Here is a 16,844-nt window from a genome sequence, read left to right as displayed (position 1 = left end):
AGCATTTTTTTATCATTTAACAGTTGTGCGTAGATGGGTTGATGTAACGGGTCTCGTCAACAATAGGGGCTACTAGAACAGACTGATGGAGTAATCAATGAGTCGTCAACAACAATTCAAAAATCGTGAAGAAGTTATATTGGCAGTTGCCGAGCAGTTGCTATTAGAGTCTGGGGAAGGCGATATCACGCTAGATAGTTTAGCCGAGCAGCTAGACTTAGCCAAAGGTACGCTCTACAAGCATTTTACCAGCAAAGATGAATTGTTTTTACGCATCATTATCCGTCATGAGCAGCAACTACTTGCGCTGAGCGAAGTCGGCGATTGTCCTGCCGCAGGTGTGGCACGTCTTACGCTGTTTCAACTGATTAATCCGCAAAAAGCCATATTACTCAACCAAATCGAAGAACGCTTAGCCAATTCTGCTGTAGGGCTTAATAAGCTTTTTTCGCAGTTGTATGAAATTCGCCGTGAACGCATGAAGCGATTAATCAATACCACGGCTGAATATCTGCAATCGCTACACAGTACCATGAGTACCCGAGATTATCTGTCAACCATTTGGGCGATGGGTCAAGGCGGTGCAGGATTGCTGAATTCTAGTTTTTACCAACGTTATCTCGGTCGCCGCGATACTTTACGTTTTGCCTTGGTTCAGCATATTTTAGACATTCCCAAGCAATACCCTGCTGCGGTACAATCAGTCGATACGCCTACTGGAGCGAGTCAATCAAACGCTTCTACTCATACGGCAAATTCACAGACTGAGTCAAACTTGACGCCGCGCAATGTCAAATAATAAATGTCAAATAGTAGATGTCAAAGAATACTAGTTAACTATCATCACCCCCGGTTAAGCTTTATAAACTATCCCTGTTTTGTCTGAGTGCATGACGATGCGATTGCTATTTGGTCGGTCTTGTAAAACTTTTACTCCCGCACCCAGTGCGATGGGTGGGCAACAAGGTTTTACCTTAATCGAAATCATGGTGGTCATCGTCATTTTATCTATTTTTGCTGGTATGATGAGTTTATCGGTGGGGGGTAGTGAAAATCGTAGAAACACGGCATTTTATGAGCGTCTGACCAGTAATCTTGATTATGTACGCTTGTTATCAACAGAACGCATGCAGCCTTATGGGCTGGCAATCAAACTGCCGCAAAATGACGCGCCCAATCAGCTGGTGGTGGTTAAATTAGAAAACGCCTTTACCCATTCTCAAAGTACTGTTCGCAATGCCAACCCCTCAACAACCTCGCAACCTGCGCCACCACAATGGGTGATAGAAAAACAAATCCCACCGCTGGATGTGCCAGACAACCTTGAGGTCAAAATCCGCCCACTGGATAGCCCATTTAACACCACCATCGCCCAAAATACCCAACCTGCCGCCAACTGGTTAAGCGGCAGTGAAGCACCGCCTGTGGTGTGGTTTGGGACAGGCGAGGCGACACCCGTACAAATCAGCATCCAAAAAACCAATGCCGACAAACAAACCTTTGCGGTTGGCAATCCCATCATTGTCAACCAAGCTGGGGCAGTCGAGGTGGCAAAATGACTGTGGCTTCCTTAAATAGACTGGCTCCCTTAAATAGATTGGCTATCAGACAGTATCAGCAAGGATTTACGTTACTTGAAGTCATGGTGGCATTAGCGATTTTGGCGGTGGTTGCGATATCAGCCAGCCAAGCCAGTCGCAGTTATGTGCAATCCGTGGATAACATGAAAACACGAACCTTTGGCTATTATGTGGCACAAAACACGCTGGCAGAATTACGAGTACAAAAAACTTGGCTCACCGCATCCGATACTCGGCAAATCACCTCGCAAGGCCGTCAATGGCAAGTGGTTATCTCACCGCAAACCATACAAACCAGTCAAGGCTTTGTCCAACCCATTCATATTCGCGTGGCACCTATTGTCGATGGCAGTCCAAAAAAAAACGTGGTGGATATTGACGCAGTATTGGTAAAGGATATGGGGACAACGCCGTGAGCCTTTTTTTTATTCATCCCTCGGCTGCAACCGCAAAGCATAAAACATCCCAGCAAGGCTTTACCTTAATCGAATTGATGATTGCGTTGGTGATTTTTGCGATGCTGGCATTGGCGGGATGGCAGATTATGGATAGTCTGACCAAAAGTCGTGAGCGCGGCTACCAACATCAAAAATCATTATCACAGCTTGATTATGCTTATTTACAGCTGTCGCAAGATTTGGCACAAACCAGCAATTATGTGGCAGTGCCAATCCTATCAGCGACTGCCAATGATACGGCATCGGCCAATAGTGCCGCTATGACGCCAACTTTCGTATTAAATGCGTCACAAATGAGTTTTATCCGTTTTGCTGCGCCCGATCCGCGTTATCAGCCATCACCTATGCTAGCAAAAATACAATATTCGTTGGCAGGTGAAACGCTAACTAAAAAGCGTTTTTACCATTTAGATGACAACAACGAAAACCCTGCAACCAGTGTCTTATTGACAGGTATCAAGGATGCCAGTTGGCGAGCATTGACGCCTGACGCGGTGAGTGTTTTTCCAGATGAAGCCACGCTGCAAAAAGTTCAGCAAATACAAGCGCAAAAAAAGACCAATCAAACGGCCAATGCTTCAACCAACCCGATTCCTAACACGCCTGATAACACAACAGATCAAAATAGCAATTCGCAAAATAGCGTAGATTTAACGCCTTATCAACAGTTACCACGCGGCATCGAGCTTAATTTTAGTTACCAAGGCGAGCCGATTACTTGGCGATTTGCGTTACCAAACACACCGCCAAACGCGCCCAACCTATAATGCAATCAAATTTTAGCAAATACACCATGCCAACAAACTCCAATCCGTCTAAAATTTTTGCAAATGTTGCCATAGCAAACCCGACATATCGGCATGGGCAACAAGGGATGGCGTTACTGACTATTTTGTTATTGGTGGTGGCGATTACCATCGTGGCAGGCAGTATGCTTGCCAATCAAAAAGTGATGATTCGAGAATTTGAGCTGACCAAAGGTCAAGGGCAACTTAAAGAATATGCCTTAGCAGGGGAAGCTATGGCGACCAATTTGATCGCGCAAGACAGCCAAGTCAACCAAGTCGATAGTTTAGCAGACGCTTGGGCAAAACCGCTGGCAGAGCAAACCCTAAATCAAGCCAAAGTCAACATTAAAATCGACGATGATGCCAGCCGTTTTAATATTAATAACCTGTATCACGATGGCAAAGTGGATGATACGGCACTGGCTTTTTTTCAAGCGCTGTTACAAGCCAATGGCTTATCGCCCAACATTGCGATGGCGGTGCTCGATTGGCAAGACCCAGACAGTGACACCCGTGCCGATGGTGGCGCAGAAGCAGCGTATTATCAAAGTACGGGCAAAAAAATGGCGATGGGTATCGCTAATCAGCCTTTTATCTCAGTCAATGAATTGCAATATGTGCGCGGGATGGATAACGAAGGATTGCAAAAATTAGCGCCTTACCTGACCGCAGTGCCATACTATCTGCCCATGAATATCAACACAGTGAAGCCCGAACTATTAAGCATACTGGTGAATTTACCCACCGCAACCAGCGGTAACCATCCGCAAGGCTCAAACCATTCGGACAGCGATGGCTCCCCACAATCTGGGCAAGACACTAGCGCAGCTTCAAATGTGGCGGCTACCCACCAAATCGACGATATGGCAATCATCAATTGGGCGAATGCCCGAGAAAATAATCTACCGGTGCAAAACTTGAGTCAACTGTGGGCAGTGCCAAGTTTTGCCCAGATTGACGAGGGTAACAAAGCACGCATCGCCAAGCTGTTATCCACCCAAAGTCAAAGTTTTCGCGTCGTTGTCAGCGTCAAAAGTGACGACAAGCAGCTTTTTTTGCATAGCCAAATCGCTAAGATTTTACCTGAAACTCACAATGACCCAGCAGCTGCTTCTAGTGTGTCAGCGACGCCCATGCCAGCACCAGTCAATACGCAAAATGGCACGCAAAATAATACGCCGCCGCAACTCATCACTTACAACCGCCAATTTTTACCCTTTGCCCAATAACGCAGCAGCGCAATAAATTGGCTTTAAAACTCTCAGTTATTTTGTCTTTATTTTAATCAGTTATTTGTTGCTGACGTATTCTAGGGTAAAATAGGGGGTTTGCTTGGGCGTTGTTAAATGACGATGGGGCAGAAAACGGGCACAAAAGCGTTGTCAACACAACGGATACAGATGCAACCTAGATGTAACCTAGACGCATAAATTGGATGAATAAATTGGGTGAATATAGATGAATGTAATCGAGCGCTATTTTGGCATAGATGGCCGCAATACAACGATAAAAACTGAAATTCTGGCAGGTCTGACAACCTTTTTGACCATGGCTTATATTATCTTTGTCAATCCCGACATGTTGGCAAAAGCTGGGATGGATAAAGGGGCGGTATTTGTGGCGACGTGTCTAGCCTCAGCGCTGGGCTGTTTTTTGATGGGATTGATTGCGCGTTTGCCCGTGGCATTGGCACCTGGCATGGGTTTAAATGCGTTTTTTACCTTTACCGTCGTCTTGGGGATGGGTAAAAGCTGGCAAGTGGCGTTGGGGGCGGTATTTATTTCAGGCTTGCTCTTTGTGCTGATTAGTGCCTTTAAACTGCGTGAATGGATTATCAACGCGATTCCCTATACCCTTAAACAAGGTATCGTGGCAGGGATTGGGGCGTTTTTAGCATTTATTGCGCTTAAAAGCTCGGGCATCATTGTGGCGAGTCCTGCCACATTTGTGACCATGGGCAAAATCACTGATTTTGGTCCTGCGATGGCGATTTTAAGTTTTTTTCTGATTGTCGTATTTGTGCAGCGTAAAGTCCCTGCGGCAGTGATATTGTCAATTTTGATTGTGACGGTGATTAGCTTGTTGGCAGGGGAAACCCATTACTCAGGGATTGTGTCAATGCCGCCATCGATTGCACCGACGTTTATGCAGTTAGATATTGCGGGCGCGCTTGATGTAAGTATGGTTAGCGTGATTTTTGCCTTTTTATTTGTGGTGTTATTTGATACATCAGGCACATTAATCGGTGTGACCAAAAAAGCCGGGTTAATGTCTACCGACGGTCAAATCCCGAATCTAGGTAAAGCCTTGTTTGCTGATTCAACGGCGGCTGTGGCAGGCTCATTGCTAGGGACTTCATCGGTAACGAGTTATGTAGAGAGCACAGCTGGGGTGGCAGCGGGTGGACGCACCGGTTTGACCGCGATTGTAGTGGGTGTGCTATTTTTATTGGCGTTATTTTTTGCCCCATTGGCTGGGATGATTCCTGCGTATGCGACGGCAGGGGCGATTTTTTATGTCGCGGTATTGATGTTATTTACGCTGCGTGAGATTGATTGGGATGACTTGACCGAAGCATCACCTGTCGCGGTAGTGCTGCTGTTGACGCCGCTTACCTTCTCAATTGCGGATGGGATTGCGTTAGGTTTTATTACCTATACCATTGCCAAATTGGTGAGTGGACGTTATAAAGAAGTTAGCCCTGCGGTTTGGGTGTTAACGGTGATTTTATTGGCAAAATTGATTTTTTTGAGTTAATCAATCGCTGAGCAAAAAAACCATCTAGCCGAATTGGGTTAGATGGTTTTTTTATTAAATTTTGGTCCAGAGTACCGCTGTCTATGTGAACCCATGAACTGTAACGTTCAGGGTGGGTATGGCAACCACTCTTAAGGCTTCCTGAATCATCGCAGCGTAGCTGGATGCAGGCTTGCACAACAAGTGAAAAGAACGCATACCCTTATATAAATTATCAGCTCAGGTAAAACCATAAACTGGCGAATACCCCAGATGCATGTATTGTAGCAGATTACCTAGAATGATGCAAAAGCTCGCTCATTAATTCAATGATTGATTAAATTAATCACACTTGACGGTCAAAATACCATTCAAATCGTCAACACACATCACAAGGTTTTTTGTTCTCATCATCTCGCTTAGCAGTTAACAGTTAACAGGCTTAGCATTTAACAGGCTTTGCAGTTAACAGAATGACGCAAAATCTGGGTTAAAGAGATGGAGCGAGCTATGCTATAATTTTCAAAATTTTTTTAATACTAGTTTTGTATTTTCCTTATTTTAGCTTTTCTAGAGGCAACAATGAATCAAGCATCTAACTCGGTTACCCATCAATCGACGGTTAAAAAAATCCCCCATGTGTTGATGATTTTAGATGGTTTTGGACATCGCGAAGATCAGCGTGATAATGCGATTGCCGCGGCGCACACCCCAAACCTTGATTATTTGTATCAGCATTATCCCCATGGTTTGATTTCAGGGTCAGGTGAAGACGTGGGATTACCCGCAGGGCAGTTTGGTAACTCTGAAGTCGGGCATATGAATTTGGGGGCAGGTCGTATTTTGTATCAAGACTCTACCCGTATTCATAAAGAAATCCGCGAACAACAATTTTTTAGCAACCCTGCATTAACCGAAGCAGTAAAGCTTGCCAATGACCGACAAGCCAATGTGCATATCATGGGATTGTTATCGGATGGGGGAGTTCATTCGCATCAAGATCATATTGTCGCGATGGTCGAACTGGCATTGCAGCAGGGTGCAAAGCAGGTCTTTATCCATACATTTTTGGACGGTCGTGATACGCCACCTAAAAGTGCAGACAATTATGTCGCACAATTAGAACAAGCGCTTTCCACGCTTAATGAGCGATATGAAGGCACGGCTTATTTGGTCAGTCTTATTGGTCGCTACTTTGCGATGGATCGGGATAAACGTTGGGATCGGGTACAGCAAGCGTATGATTTGCTGACCCAAGCCAAAGCAGAACGGGTGGTGCAATCAGGTGCTGAAGCGATTAGCGCGGCGTATGGCGCAGGTGAAAGTGACGAGTTCGTTAAACCAACTTGGGTGGGTTATGCTAATCAAAACGCTGACTTTGGTACTATCCAAGACAATGACAGTGTGATTTTTATGAATTTTCGTGCCGATCGCGCTCGCGAAATCAGCCAAGCACTGGTTTCAGCTAATTTTGATGGCTTTACGCGTGAAAAACTGCCAACGCTGTCAAAATTTGTAATGCTAACCAAATACTCCGATGAATTACAAAACAATGGCGTGACCAGTATCGCTTTTGAACCGACATCGCTAACCAACACATTGGGCGAATATTTGCAAGCGCAAGGCAAAACCCAACTGCGCATTGCTGAAACCGAAAAATACGCGCACGTGACTTTCTTTTTTAGTGGTGGGCGCGAAGCAGAGTTTGAGGGGGAGCAGCGTATTTTGGTCAACTCGCCTTCGGTTGCTACTTATGATTTACAACCCGAAATGAGTGCGCCAGAGGTCACTGAAAAATTGACCCATGCCATCAATTCCGGTGCGTATGATGTACTGATTGTGAATTATGCCAATGGCGATATGGTAGGGCACACCGGTGTGTTCGATGCCGCTGTCAAAGCCGTCGAAACGTTGGATAACTGTGTAAAAACCATTGCCGATTGTGTGATTGCCAATCATGGGCATTTACTGATTACCGCTGACCATGGCAACGTCGAGCAAATGCAAGATTATGATAGCGGACAGGTACACACCCAGCACACCACAGAGCTAGTACCATTTATTTATGTCAACGAGCAAGCGCCTGATACCGTGCACATTCGCACGGGTGGTAAGCTATCAGATGTGGCGCCAACCTTATTAGACTTAATGCACCTTGCTAAACCTGCCGAAATGACAGGTGAAAGCTTAATCGTAGCAAATTAACAGTTAATGGGTACAACTATCCTATGGTAACGCAGCGTTTCAAACTACTATCTAACCCTACTTTCAAAAGACATATTGTAGCGCTGGCATTATGGGGGATAGGTTCATTGGGTTATGCTGCTAACCGACCGACTGTCAGTGCGCCTGTCAAATCACCTGTTACTTCTGCTGCCTCAGTTGCGGCAAAAACCGATAAAACGGCATTAAAACCTGCAATCACTCAGGCGATTGCGGGTACTAATCCTACTGCCGTGCCCGTTAGTGTAGTGAATGCACCTAATGGTGTACCAGATGCCGCTGATGACGATAATTTGACGGATGACGGCGCTGACGATGGCGGGGAAGTGGATATTACGTCAACCACGCCTATGATGACTAATCCAGCTACTCAGCCAAACCTAGACACTCAGCCAAAAGACACTCAGCCCATCGCGCCAGCCTCTGGGCAAATTCAGCAAGTGGCGTTGGGGGCAGTATCACCCGTCACGGTCGAAAAATTTGTCAAAATGATTGATATCATCCGTCAAAACTATGTGACAAATGTCGATGATGAATCGCTGTTTGCCAATGCAATGGCAGGCACTTTAGCGGCGCTCGATCCTTATTCTGAATATCTGGATGCGAACGCGTTTGAAAACTTAAGGTTATTTACCGAAGGCGATATTGGCAGTATTGGCGTGAGTGTCAGTTTTCATGCCGATGTAGATAGCTGGGTGTTTGATGATGTGCTGCCCAACTCGCCTGCTGCAAAAGCGGGTATTCAGCGCGGCAATTATTTGCATCAAATCAATGATAATAAGCTAGACAACACACGAACCTCGCAAGATGTCGATCAGCTGCTGACAGGCATTGCAGGGACAACGGCTCGGTTGTTAGTCTCGGATAAAGGTCGTCGTAAACATCTGGTGGTGGTGCAAAGAACCTTGGTACAACAACAAGCCATGAGTACCAACATCATTAATGGTGTTGCGGTGGTACAAATCCCCGTGTTTCAAAACAATACCCAGCAGCAATTTTTAATGGCACTCACCAAATTAAATCAGCCCTTTAGCGTGCTGGTACTTGATTTGCGCAATAACCCAGGTGGCGTGTTGTCAGCTGCCAATGATATCGCAAGCTTATTTATGAACGATAAAGTGGTGGTGCAGATTAAAAATCGGCAAGGCATACAAGAGGTGATGCGCACGCACGGCAAAGCCCAATTTGCGGACTTACCGCTGGTCGTAGTGCAAAATCGTTATTCCGCTTCGGCGGCTGAAGTATTAGCCAGTGCGCTACAAAATAACCAACGTGCCAAGGTATATGGCGAAACCAGCTATGGTAAAGGCTCTATCCAAAGCATTGTACCCATCAATGACAGCGAGGCGGTAAAGCTAACGGTCGCTCATTATTACTCAAGTAAAGGTGAGAAAATTGATGGCGTAGGCGTCAAACCCGATGTGACTTTGACGGGTGCAGAAACGGGTTGGCAAGATCAGGTATTAGCGGATTTGCAAACCACCAAACGAAGCAACCAATTTTTACTTAAACCTACGCCAACGCCCCAGTCTTTCTAAGCTAATCACCTAAGCAGTCACCCAATAACCTCTGATATTTACCATCGGGTGGAATTTATTTTACAATTCATCTTCCATAAAAAATTGCGGATCGACGGCATCCAAATCACGCACATCAAGTTTGGTATATTGTTTTTTGCAGAAATTTGGATCCAATCTGCACATCGCACTTTGCAATTCATCAAGGCGCGCTTCGGACTGGCGAATGTGCTCGAGCATTTTGATAAAAGTCATTGCCACGGGGTCTGGGGTATTTGGGTCAATCCCATATTGATGAAAAACACCCGCTTGCTCTAGCTTAATTTTATTGCAATCTTCCTCATTGGTAGCGGATGTGTTGATAGAGGTTTTCTCAACCGATTTTATCTGCTCAGCATCGGTTGTTTTTTCGATAATGGTTTTTTCGATATAGTCGTCAGCTGGGGTTACCCCATTATTTGCCAAGCTATCAAGCCCCATTTGCTCTGCTTTGGCTTTATCATGAATCAAACGCGCGGCACTGCCTACCATGGTCGCACCGGCAGGCACTTCTTTGACAACGACAGCATTGGAGCCGATTTTGGCATATTTACCCACGGTAAATCCGCCTAATACTTTGGCACCTGCACCGACAACCACGCCATCTTCCAGCGTGGGGTGGCGTTTTCCTTCATTTAATGATACCCCACCGAGCGTGACGCCATGATACAAGGTGACGTCATCACCGATCTCAGCAGTTTCACCAATGACCACGCCCATGCCATGGTCAATAAAGAATCGACGCCCAATTTTTGCTGCAGGGTGAATCTCAATCCCGGTCAAAAATCGATTACCAAAGGATACAAACCGTGCCAAGCCTTTGTTATTGTGTTGCCACATACTGTGAGCGACGCGGTGAATCAATAGCGCATGGACGCCAGGATAAGTCAACAGCACTTCAAGGGTGTTACGTGCCGCAGGGTCACGGTCAAACACCGCTTGGATGTCCTCTTGTAATTCTGCTTTAATGGTCTGGGTTTTTTTGGATAAATTTTGGATGACGGACAACATACTGACTACCGATTTTAAAAATTTTAAGGGATTATGATATCACGAACTCATTAAACTAAGCTATGATTGGCTATGATTGGCTATGATTGGCTATGATTGGCTATGATTGGCTATGATTGCAATACTGTTGTCGCATCACGGCGATAGTTAGGTCGATGCATCAAAGGTTTTTCAATATAGTTGTAGCCTATAACAGCAAACATAACAACGAATACCAGCACCAGCGGGTACGTCCACACATAGGCTGTTATCGATTGGCTAAAGTCATGCAAGTGTAATAAGTTAAACCAAACATACATGACCAAACCATGAGTCAGATACAAGCTATAACTTAATTCACCCAAAACCTTTAGACCTTGTTGGTATAACACCCCAAAATACGTAAAACCGTTGGCGATAAAACAAAAAAGTAAGCCACAAAGTAGCATTTGCCCATAAGAATACGCCGATGTTTTAAATAAAATAAACAGGGTGAGTAGGCATAAAGCGATTGCAAAAACCGCAGGAAATTTTGCCAGTAAGTTTTTAAAAAAATCTTGCAGCCAAACTGCAAAAAAAGCCAACAAAAATAACCAATACAGCTTGAGAGTAGTATGTGTGAAAACGTAATATAACACAGGCAAACTTATCATCAGCATCGCGATATTTTGCCACTGGCTTAGTTGTTTTGGATGCGCTAATAAAAACAGTAACGGTAAGCTAAAATAAAAACCCCACTCATAAAGCAGCGTCCAAGCCGCGCCCGCAACTAGTGGCCAAGCGTAAAAATCTTTAAGCGATTGATTGTTAAAGCTTAACCAGCGCAGCGTCCATTGTTGCCACTCAGACAGGGGTAACGGTGGATGTTGCTGGGTGAAATAGATAGCGACGATACAAATGCCCAAAAATAAATACAGCGGCACAATACGCTGCAGCCGAGAGCGATAAAGATATTGCCAATCCATCCGCGGCTGTTTGAGCTTACCAAAAAATAAATATCCGGTAATTAAAAAAAACAGCGATACCGGCACACTACCCAAGTTGGTAAAAAAATCAATATTGGGTGACTGCCAGCGCCCCGTCGTTTGAAAGAAATAATTTTTAAAAAAGTGATGAGTAAACACCGATAACGCTAAAATGCCACGGATACCATCTAATGGGGAATGGCGTTGAGTGGCATCAAACCCCACAATCATCCGTTGGGGGAGTTGATTGAGTAGCCAAGTGACAAGCGTTAAGCTCAGCACAAACACAACAGCAAGCAAAACAGTGGCAGACATAAACTTTGAGCGCTTAACGGGTTAATAATTTATCGTTTGAGTAATGTTCTATCGTTTGAGTAATTTTGCGATGGTGGCTTGGAGTAACTGATATTCTTTGATATCAAGCTGTAATCTACTAAGGAGTCGATTAATACGCTGAGGCATCACTTTAGATTGGGCAGGATTGTAGATATCTAAATTCTCCAGCAATGCCAACAGCCTATTTTCTAGCTGTAAACGCTGTTCATTTGAGATAGGCGGCTCATCCCACTGCTGGCGAAAAGTCAAATCAATGGATTTTTCAGCCGCTGTTTTTGCTGTTAATGCCAATTCGGCAGTTTCGTAAAAAACGCTGGCAATCACTTGAACCGCAGCTGCCACATTTAACACCCCATACTGCGGATTGGCAGGAATTTGAATATGGTAGTCGGCCAATTGCAGCTCTTCATTTGTTAAACCCCGATCTTCACGACCAAACACAATAGCAAGTTGCCAATTGCGATGCGCAGAGTCTGTCATTAAATCGCCAAGGTTTTGAAAATTAGTGACCATCAATTCAGCCGCTTGTCGGGGCGATAATACGGGTCTTGGAATATGGCGTTGGCGACTACTGGTAGCAATCACCCAGTGGCAATCTTGCAAGGCTTGCTCAAGGGTGTCACAAATGGTCACAGCGTCTAAAATTGCTTTGGCACCTGCGGCATGGGCATAGGCATCTTCGTCAATCGGTAGTTTGGGCGCCACCACCGTGAGCTGTGTTAGACCCATGGTGTGCATGGCGCGGGCGGCAGAGCCGATATTGGCAGGCAAGGTGGTATTCACCATCACAATGCGAATACCGGCTAAAAATGCCGCAAGGGTTGAGAAGGGTTGCGGAGAAGCGTTAGTGTCAGTCGTTACCATGGGTTATCAAATTTTAGTCAGTCGTTACGCAATAAGCGATTGTATTTGGTCATTCACTGCATGGCATTCCGCTTTGATTTCTTCAATCAGTTGTTCATGTTGGTGGATATGACCCGTGCGGCAGATTTCTTGCAGTTTATAACAAAGTTCGGTCAGCTCGGTAGCGCCAAGGTTAGAGCTAGCGCCTTTTAAGCCGTGCGCTGCATTATACCCCAAACGGTTGTCTAAGTTGGCATAAGCTGTCTCCATTTCCGATAAACGTTGTAAGCTATCTTGCATATAAGTATGCATCAAATCGACAAAATCTTCGTCAAGTAACGCTCTTAATTCTTCGAACTGGGGTAGGCTGATATGGGATGGCTGAGTCATGAGAGTTTCCTGTTGATGGGACATTAAATAAAACATCATTGATTAAATTTGATTGGCTTATTTTAGCCCATATCTCATTGAATTTTATCAAAACTTTGATGAAAGTCAGTTTAAAGGATACAAACGTTTATCACATGATGGGTTTATCGGCCAAATTCACCAAAATCAGACGCTAACTAAAATGTAAATGCAAATCTTCCTCATTGACCAAGCTTTTGAGTTTGCCAAAATTCTCTTCTGTCGGCAAAATTTGCCAATGCGTTGGCATATTAAGATGCGCAATCGCATAGTCGTTATACACACATAGGTTAATCGGTACCCCTAATTGACCCGATTGAGCCAATGCATTGGCGGGTTGACTGTCCGCAAATTGGGCATTGTCGGCCGGATGATTAAATTGATGCGATAAATAGTGAATTGTTGAGTTATTGGCGGTCGCTAACAATTGCTGTATCTGTTCAAACAGTGCCATATCATGACCTGCAATTTTGATGCTGATTTTTTTTAGCCAGCGTTTGCGCGCATCGGTTAAGGTCATTACCTCTTGTAGGCTGGCATAAAACGTGCCATCGCGTTCACGAATAGAGCCGTCGATGATCACCACGGTTTCCACTTTAAGCTTGTCTTTGACGCGGGCAAAACGCTCGGCATAACAACTCACTTCGATACGACCTGTGCCGTCATCTAAGGTAATCACTGAGCGATTACCAAAGTTTGCGACATCGAGTATCAAGCCTGCAAAAAATACGGTTTCGCCATAGCTGGTTTCGCTCAAATCGCCCAATGTCTTTGGCGTATAGCGTTTTAACTCATCGCGATAACTATCAATCGGGTGACCAGTAAGATAAAGTCCTAGCGTATCTTTTTCGCCTTTTAACCGTTCAGCATCTGTCCAAACCGGCTCACGGGGCAATGGGGGTGGCGCAGTGACCTCTTGTATATCGCTAAATAAATCAATCATCCCTAGGCTGTCATTGCTACGCTGTTGCTCGGCTGCTTGTACCGCTTTTGGCAATTCGGCAAGTAACGCGCCACGGATGTGATAAGCTTCATCCGCAGGCAAATCAGGTCGTAATTTTGGCGCAAAACTATCAAAACAGCCTGCTTTAACCAATGCTTCAAGGGTGCGTTTATTGACTTTTCGTGTGTCAACACGGCGGCAAAAATCATACAAATCGGTAAACTCACCGCCCGCGTTTCGCGCTTCCACGATAGACTCTACGGCACCTTCACCGACACCTTTAATGCCGCCTAACCCATATACAATGGTCGTCGGGTTAATCGGCACAAACGCCCAATTGGAGTGGTTAACGCTGGGGTTTTCTACTTTTAAATCAAAATTTTCGCGGCAATCATTGATAAAAAACACTACGCCATCAGTATTATTCATGTCCGAGGTGATGACTGCCGCCATAAATTCGGCAGGGTAATAGTGTTTTAAATAGGCGGTTTGATAGGCTAACACGCCGTATGCGGCTGAGTGTGATTTGTTAAACCCGTAGCCGGCAAATTTTTCCATCAAATCAAACACGCCACCTGCAAGTTTATCATCGATGCCTTGATCAATTGCCCCTTCCACAAAAATACTGCGCTGTTTTGCCATTTCTTCGGGTTTTTTCTTACCCATCGCACGGCGTAGCATATCAGCACCGCCTAGACTATAGCCTGCCATCGCTTGCGAGATTTGCATCACCTGTTCTTGATAGACAATCACCCCATAGGTATTTTCCAGTATCGGCTCAAGTCGATCATGGTCATAGATGACCTCCTCGCGGCCGTGTTTACGGTCAATATACATATCGACCATCCCGGCATCTAGTGGACCCGGGCGGTACAGCGCACACATGGCGATGACGTCTTCAATATTGGTCGGTTTAAGCTTAGCCAAATATTTTTTCATGCCGGTACTTTCAAGCTGGAACACAGCGGTGGTATGGGCATCTTGTAGCAGGGAGTAGGTGGGCTTATCGTCTAAGGGTAAAGTCTCAAGATCAAGCGGTGGCTGTTGCTCTTTAGCGCGGCGTGCATTGATATTTTTAACCGCCGCATTAATCACCGTTAGGTTGCGCAGCCCCAAAAAGTCAAATTTTACCAAGCCGACTGCTTCCACATCGTCTTTATCAAACTGACTGACGGGATGACCCTCTTCATCACAATAGATTGCGCTATAATCGGTAATTTTGGTCGGCGCGATAAGTACGCCCCCTGCATGTTTACCAACGCCCCGGGTAATCCCTTCCAGCCGTACCGCCATTTCCCAAATCTCATTGGCATCTTCATAATCCATGTTGTCAGGATTGTTAAGCAAATCTTTGAGCTGCGGTTCGGTCTCAACCGCTTCAGCCAGCGAAATACCTGGGGTTTTGGGGATAAGTTTGGAGATTTTATCAGCAAGACCATACGATTTACCTTGAACGCGTGCGACATCACGCACCACCGCTTTTGCCGCCATCGTACCAAAGGTGATGATTTGGGATACCGCTTCTCGTCCGTATTTTTGTGCCACATAATCAATGACGCGGTCGCGCCCTTCGATACAAAAATCGACGTCAAAGTCTGGCATAGATACCCGCTCAGGGTTCAAAAACCGTTCAAACAGTAGGTCATATTCCAGCGGGTCTAAGTCAGTGATATTGAGCGAATACGCCACTAATGACCCCGCGCCTGAGCCACGACCAGGACCTACCGGCACATCATTGGCTTTTGACCAGCGGATAAAGTCCATCACGATTAAGAAATAACCGGGGAAACCCATATTCAAAATCGTCGTGAGTTCAAACTCCAAACGCGCATCATACGGCTTGCGTTTTTCTACCCAGCTGTCGTCGCGCTTTTCGATGGGGTAGAGTTTTTCAAGGCGTTTTTCTAGACCTTCTTGGGCGGTGCGCCGGAAAAAGGTTTCAATGGTATCGCCTTCGGGAATGGGGAATTCGGGTAAATCGTGATGACCCATAGGAATAATGACGTTACAGCGTTTTGCCAAATCCAAGGTATTGTCAATCACCTCTGGCATGTCACTAAACAGGGCAGTCATTTCATCTTGGGTTTTTAAATACTGCTCAGAGGAATAATCACGTGGGCGATTGGGATCGGCAAGCACTTGCGAATTGGCGATACACACCCGTGCTTCGTGCGCTTCAAAATCATCTTCTGTTAAAAAACGCACGTCATTATGGGCAATGATAGGCACATCAAAGGCATTTGACATGCGAATGGCTTGCTCGATAAAACGGTCTTCGTTGGCGCGTTGGGTGCGTTTAATGGCAAAATAGACACGATCGGCAAATGTGGTTCCCCATTGTTGTAGTAGGCTATCAGCTTTTTCTGGGTGACCTGATAACATGGCTTGACCGACGTCTGATTTTTCGGTGAATAGCACAATCACCCCTTCACTGCGCTCAAAAATCCAGTCACGCTGAATAATCGGTTTGCCCATTACTTGACCATCGACAAAGCCTTTTGACACGATATTGGTCAAATTCTTGTAGCCGACTTGGTTGCTGGCAAGTAGCGTTACCGTCGTACTATCATTTTCAAGCCATACTTCAGAGCCAATAATCGGCTTGATACCGGCATCCAAGCAAGCTTTATAAAATTTGACCGTGGCATACAGGTTGGATAAATCGCTAATGGCAAGCGCCAGTTGGTTATCGGCTTTGGCAGCTTTGACCAACGCTTTGATGCGTACAATCGAGTCAGTGATAGAAAATTCGGTGTGAATACCAAAGTGTACAAATGCCATGGATTGCCTTTATTGCGGTTTATCTTTAGCCCGCTATTATACTATGAATTGCAAAACTGCGAACCTACAAAATCAGCAACAAAAGACTCAAAAAGTATCAGCGGACACTAAGCATTTACGATTTAATATGATAAAATAGCAGACCTTTACGCCTATAGCTTAACTGGATAGAGCAGTTGCCTCCTAAGCGACCGACGTGGGTTCAAGTCCCGCTGGGCGTACCAGTTTTTTGACATA

13 protein-coding genes, 1 tRNA gene and 1 other RNA gene are annotated in these 16,844 nt (G+C 45.3%); 9 read left to right on the top strand and 6 right to left on the bottom strand.

Annotated elements, in window-relative coordinates:
• Nucleotides 1-97: 97 nt before the first annotated feature.
• The 6 genes from RT143_RS01260 to RT143_RS01235 all read left to right on the top strand — a co-directional run bounded on the left by RT143_RS01260 (nt 98) and on the right by RT143_RS01235 (nt 5,583).
• Complete coding sequence (locus tag RT143_RS01260; RefSeq protein ID WP_313090608.1) at nt 98-799, top strand: TetR/AcrR family transcriptional regulator; 702 nt, start codon at nt 98-100, stop codon at nt 797-799.
• A 97-nt stretch (nt 800-896) separates the two neighbouring features.
• Nucleotides 897-1,559, top strand: a complete 663-nt coding sequence (locus RT143_RS01255; protein ID WP_313090606.1) for a type II secretion system protein — start codon at nt 897-899, stop codon at nt 1,557-1,559.
• On the top strand, nt 1,556-1,996 hold the full coding sequence (gene gspI, locus RT143_RS01250) for a type II secretion system minor pseudopilin GspI (RefSeq protein ID WP_313090604.1): 441 nt from the start codon (nt 1,556-1,558) through the stop codon (nt 1,994-1,996). The genes RT143_RS01255 and gspI overlap by 4 nt, the downstream gene beginning before the upstream one ends.
• Complete coding sequence (gene gspJ / locus RT143_RS01245) at nt 1,993-2,805, top strand: type II secretion system minor pseudopilin GspJ (protein ID WP_313090601.1); 813 nt, start codon at nt 1,993-1,995, stop codon at nt 2,803-2,805. Before gspI ends, gspJ begins: the two co-directional genes overlap by 4 nt.
• Before the next feature lie 26 nt (nt 2,806-2,831).
• Nucleotides 2,832-4,055 (top strand): type II secretion system minor pseudopilin GspK, encoded by a 1,224-nt coding sequence (gene gspK, locus RT143_RS01240; protein ID WP_313090599.1) that lies wholly within the window; start codon nt 2,832-2,834, stop codon nt 4,053-4,055.
• Nucleotides 4,056-4,284: 229 nt separating this feature from the next.
• The gene (locus tag RT143_RS01235) at nt 4,285-5,583 is read left to right on the top strand and encodes an NCS2 family permease (RefSeq protein WP_313090597.1); all 1,299 of its coding nucleotides are present in this window, start codon (nt 4,285-4,287) and stop codon (nt 5,581-5,583) included.
• Between the two features lie 59 nt (nt 5,584-5,642).
• On the opposite strand, the gene ssrS is transcribed toward RT143_RS01235, so the two are convergent.
• Nucleotides 5,643-5,841, bottom strand: a non-coding RNA gene (gene ssrS, locus RT143_RS01230) — 6S RNA.
• Between the two features lie 303 nt (nt 5,842-6,144).
• On the opposite strand from ssrS, the gene gpmI reads away from it, so the two are divergent.
• Nucleotides 6,145-7,767, top strand: coding sequence for a 2,3-bisphosphoglycerate-independent phosphoglycerate mutase (gene gpmI / locus RT143_RS01225; RefSeq protein ID WP_313090596.1), 1,623 nt, complete (start codon nt 6,145-6,147; stop codon nt 7,765-7,767).
• A 23-nt stretch (nt 7,768-7,790) separates the two neighbouring features.
• The gene (locus tag RT143_RS01220; protein WP_313090594.1) at nt 7,791-9,323 is read left to right on the top strand and encodes a S41 family peptidase; all 1,533 of its coding nucleotides are present in this window, start codon (nt 7,791-7,793) and stop codon (nt 9,321-9,323) included.
• A gap of 60 nt (nt 9,324-9,383) precedes the next feature.
• Here RT143_RS01220 and cysE read toward each other — a convergent pair whose 3' ends face one another.
• From cysE to dnaE, 5 genes are all read right to left on the bottom strand, one after another.
• On the bottom strand, nt 9,384-10,310 hold the full coding sequence (gene cysE, locus RT143_RS01215) for a serine O-acetyltransferase (RefSeq protein WP_409519673.1): 927 nt from the start codon (nt 10,308-10,310) through the stop codon (nt 9,384-9,386).
• Between the two features lie 152 nt (nt 10,311-10,462).
• Nucleotides 10,463-11,611, bottom strand: coding sequence for an acyltransferase family protein (locus RT143_RS01210; protein WP_313090591.1), 1,149 nt, complete (start codon nt 11,609-11,611; stop codon nt 10,463-10,465).
• Between the two features lie 48 nt (nt 11,612-11,659).
• The gene (locus tag RT143_RS01205; protein WP_313090589.1) at nt 11,660-12,496 is read right to left on the bottom strand and encodes an RNA methyltransferase; all 837 of its coding nucleotides are present in this window, start codon (nt 12,494-12,496) and stop codon (nt 11,660-11,662) included.
• Between the two features lie 24 nt (nt 12,497-12,520).
• Entirely contained in the window at nt 12,521-12,865 is a 345-nt protein-coding gene (locus RT143_RS01200; protein ID WP_062330911.1) for an Hpt domain-containing protein, read from the bottom strand.
• A 172-nt stretch (nt 12,866-13,037) separates the two neighbouring features.
• Nucleotides 13,038-16,607: a DNA polymerase III subunit alpha gene (gene dnaE, locus RT143_RS01195; RefSeq protein WP_313090587.1), complete on the bottom strand. Its 3,570-nt coding sequence runs from the start codon at nt 16,605-16,607 to the stop codon at nt 13,038-13,040.
• A 148-nt stretch (nt 16,608-16,755) separates the two neighbouring features.
• Here dnaE and RT143_RS01190 point away from each other — a divergent pair.
• A tRNA-Arg gene (locus RT143_RS01190) sits at nt 16,756-16,831 on the top strand.
• Nucleotides 16,832-16,844: the final 13 nt, after the last annotated feature.

Origin of the sequence: Moraxella sp. CTOTU48268, assembly GCF_032069585.1 — a bacterium.
GTDB classification, from domain to species: Bacteria; Pseudomonadota; Gammaproteobacteria; order Pseudomonadales; family Moraxellaceae; genus Faucicola; species Faucicola cinerea.
Note: the sequence above shows the minus strand (reverse complement) of the source record. Positions and strands in the feature narration are given on the sequence as shown.